Genomic DNA, 3,706 nt, shown 5'->3' with positions numbered 1-3,706 from the left:
TGTGTAGTGAATAAATATATTTTCACCAGCTAATCCGAATGGATCTATAAGTCCCGTCGGATTATACACATAAGAATACGGGTTAAACCCGCCTGCCAGTCCCAACGGGTCTGGCGTCAGATAACAACTGGCAACCGGTGAAAAATATCTGTGACGATTGTAGACCAGCCCGCTCTCTTCATCCAGCCACTGGCCCGCATATTGTAAGCCCGGATTGAAGTCGGCATTTTCACCCCGCATGCCCAGCCGCAACCCATACAGGCTTTGCGGCGGCTGGCGCCAGACCCGGTGCCCCGCTTCATCAAACAGCGCCAGTGGCTCGCCGGTCGGGGCGCACACGGCATATTGCGTCTGCACTTTTCCGGCCCGCAGTTCGCTGCGGTTTTCCGGGTTCGGGGTGAAGAACTGCACCTGTTGCGCCAGCAACTGCCAGCCGTCGAACACCAGATGGCGGATGCAGTGCAAGCGGTTGTGCCGGTATTCCCGAATTTCGGCCGGCACATCGCCGTCCCACAGGTAAGTGGTACGCTCGCCCGACTGTTTACACACTTTCTCGGTGCGCCGCCCAAAGGCATCATAGCGATAGTCCCACTGCTGCCCGCCCGGTGTCTGTACCCCGATAAGCTGGTTCTGGCTGTTCCAGCGGAACTTGGTGAGCTGCGGACGGTGGTCTTCCTGCCACAACTGCATCGCGGTCATCCGCCCGGCATCATCATACTCAAACAGGTGCTGACCAACTTGCCGTAACCGGTGCCCCTGCTGGTAGAGCCGTTCCCCGTCAATGTCGTGCAAGCCATCAAAACGACGCGCAGGATAGCCCGAACTATCATATTGATAATGCTCCCGCAAACGATCCCGGTCACTGACCGAAGTGACCTGCCCGTTGCCATTGACCACATAACGCAGCCACTGCCGTTCATCATTGGCCACCACCAGATTGAGCGCCGCATCGTAACGATATTCCCGGTCCAGCCCCGCCAGGGTCGGCTGCGGAATATCCGCCACTTCATGGGCGGCAAAGAACTCGGTATTGCGCCCGGCCCGCTGAGCGGTCAGTTGTCCCATCAGGGAATGTTCCTGGCGCAGGATAAAGCCTTTATCCGACTGGCGGTGCCATTCATGCCCGTCTTCATCCCGTTCAAGCTGGAGGGTATGTTCCCCATTGATATTGAACCGCTTAAGCTCTCCGACGTTGTTGGCTTCGGTCTTCACCTGCCAGAGATGACCATCAATGGAATGAAGCGTTCTTGCAACGGTCGCGCTGTCCGGATAATCACGCTGAATATCACCGTGTGCCTGCGTTTCTTTGATGATGCGGTCTTTATCATCGTATTCGAACGTCAGCGGCGCACTGTCAGGGGCAACCACTGCCAGCAAACGTCCCAGAATATCGTAACCATAGGTGGTCGTGCCTTCCGGGGTGTGCATGGCCGTCATACGGCTGGCGGCATCATATTCAAAACGCGTGATGTTACCCAGCGCATCGCGTTTTTCGATACAGTTGCCGTTGCCGTCATAGGCATAGCGCCACTGCGTGCCGGCATAGTCGGTTTCGGTGATCACCCGCCCGTCCGCATCCAGTGTATAACGGTAGCTTTCGCCCTGCGGATTAATGACTTCAACCAGTTGCAGGCTGTCAGGATCATAACGGTACTGCCAGCGATGGCCTTCCCCATCCACACGTCCTACGGGCAGATCAAACGGGCCATATTCGATATACCATTGCACACCCCGCGCATCCGTCCACTCAGTCAGGTTACCGTGGCGGTCATGGCGAAAACGCTCCAGGCTGTTGTTCGGCCGATCGCTTAACGCCACCCGATGATGGCGATCGTATTCCCACAGCCACAGTGCGCCGCCCCCCGAGGCCAGTCGCTGTAAACGGTCATGGCTGTCGTAGCCCAATCGCAAGCTGCGGTTCTCTTCATCAAACAGTTTGCTCAGGCGATGATGGTGGTCATATTCCCATGTGCGTTTATGCCCTTCATCATCTTCCGCCGCGATAACCAAGCCGAATTCATTATGCGTCAGCGTGGTTTTGCTGCCATCGGGGGCAATAAAGCAGGCCGCATTGCCATTGTCATCGTATTGCTGCCACCAAACACGACCGAGGGGATCGGTCATGCTAATCAGGCGGTCAGTGTCATCATAGTGGTATTGCCATGTTGCACCGGTGGCATCGGTAAATGCCGTCACCAGCCCGGTATCCGCCAGATAATCTAACGTCAGGGTTTGTCCTTCCGGTAAAATCTGGTGGCGCAGGTTACCCCATTCATCATAATCATAGCGCGTAACGTGACCACAGGGTGTTTCAACCTGTGTTACCTGCTGCTGGTCGTTGTAATGCCAGGTGGTGGTATGGCCTTGCGGCGTGGTGGAACGGGTGATACCCGGCTCATAGGCCAGTTGCACCGGGTAGAACCCGCCACTGCCCACACTGTGGATGCAACGACCCTGCGCATCGTAGGTATAATCAACTGCCGTCTGGTCACCATCCGACCAGCGGCTAATCAGTCCCTGTTCGTTATAGTCATAGAACAGGTGAAATTGCTGGGTGCTGTCTGCTTCTGCCAGCCGGCTATTCTCGTGATAGCCATAGCGTGCCATCACGTCATTCAGGTCATTGTCAATGCGGCGAATGTCGGCCAGCAGGCCATCTTCACGGTAGCACAGCCGCAGTTCCGGCCCATCGCTGTGGGTGACTTTGTCCAGTTGATGTGTGTCGTTATAGCGAAAACGCACGGCATTGCCATTGCGATCACGGTGTTCAGTGAGTAACCAGCGTTGTACCGTCTTCTCTTCTGTGAGTGCTAACCGGGTGAAGTATTTGCGAACCGGATTATTGCGCTCGGTCAGGACAAAGCCCTGTTTTTGACGGCTCAGCGTAAATTCCGGGTGATCCGGGTTGATACTGTGGTCAACGCTCCGAGGCAGGGCGAAATACAGGGAAGCGCCTTCCAGCGTCAGGACTTCTACTCGGTCGCCGATGGCTATCACGGCCTCGGAGAAATTGTCCAGCCAGTTTTCGCCAGGCAGGCCCCGCAATCCCGGTGACCAGCTGCGGGTAAAGGTCAGCGGTATCGTTTGTCCCAATTCAAACTCGGTGCGCTGGTCAAACAGGCTGCCGGTGGTCACGTTTATCGGGTCGCCTGTGAAGAATTTTTTGGTGGCCTGAGTGAAACGTTTAACCCCTTTATTGGCCTTAAACGCGGCTTTGGCACAAATCAGCCTGCCCTTCAGGGCATGACCAGCTTTTTTAGCCCCCAGTTTTGCACCAACCAGCACCGCCTGCCGGCCGGTTTTGGTCAGCAGTTTACCCACGCCTTTGAGCAGCCCGCGTGTCGGCGGCACCAGAAATTCCACCGCCACCAGTAACGCCCGTTGCCAGCCGGAGAACTCTTCTTCAATCTCAAGGTAAGTCCCCTGACCGGAGCCGATAAAGACCTTGCTCGCGCCGCCTTTGATGGCAGCACCACAGACCAGCTTGTCGCCGACCCGCGCCGCAGGCTGACCGTTGATAAACACGGATTCACTGCCCTGGGCTATCAGGGGCGGTGCCGGGTGTTTGCTGCAAGCCGCCATATCAATGGTGGCGCGTGCCGCAGGTTTTCCTTCAATGATGACGTTACTGGAACCACGACTCAACACCCCGTCCGGTGAACCGAAGCTGTCGATAAAATCCGTGACGGCCGAGCTGGCTGCTGCG

Annotated in this window: 1 protein-coding gene; it reads right to left on the bottom strand. The window is 56.5% G+C overall.

Annotated features, from left to right (window positions below; translation table 11 throughout):
• Positions 1-3,648 (bottom strand): RHS repeat-associated core domain-containing protein (locus IQ209_RS17690; RefSeq protein ID WP_339378917.1); only part of this gene is annotated, 3,648 nt, incomplete at its 3' end.
• Positions 3,649-3,706 lie beyond the last annotated feature (58 nt).

The sequence above is a fragment of the Xenorhabdus sp. BG5 genome (assembly GCF_015163665.1).
GTDB lineage: Bacteria > Pseudomonadota > Gammaproteobacteria > Enterobacterales > Enterobacteriaceae > Xenorhabdus.
This window is presented reverse-complemented; position numbering and strand designations above follow the sequence as displayed.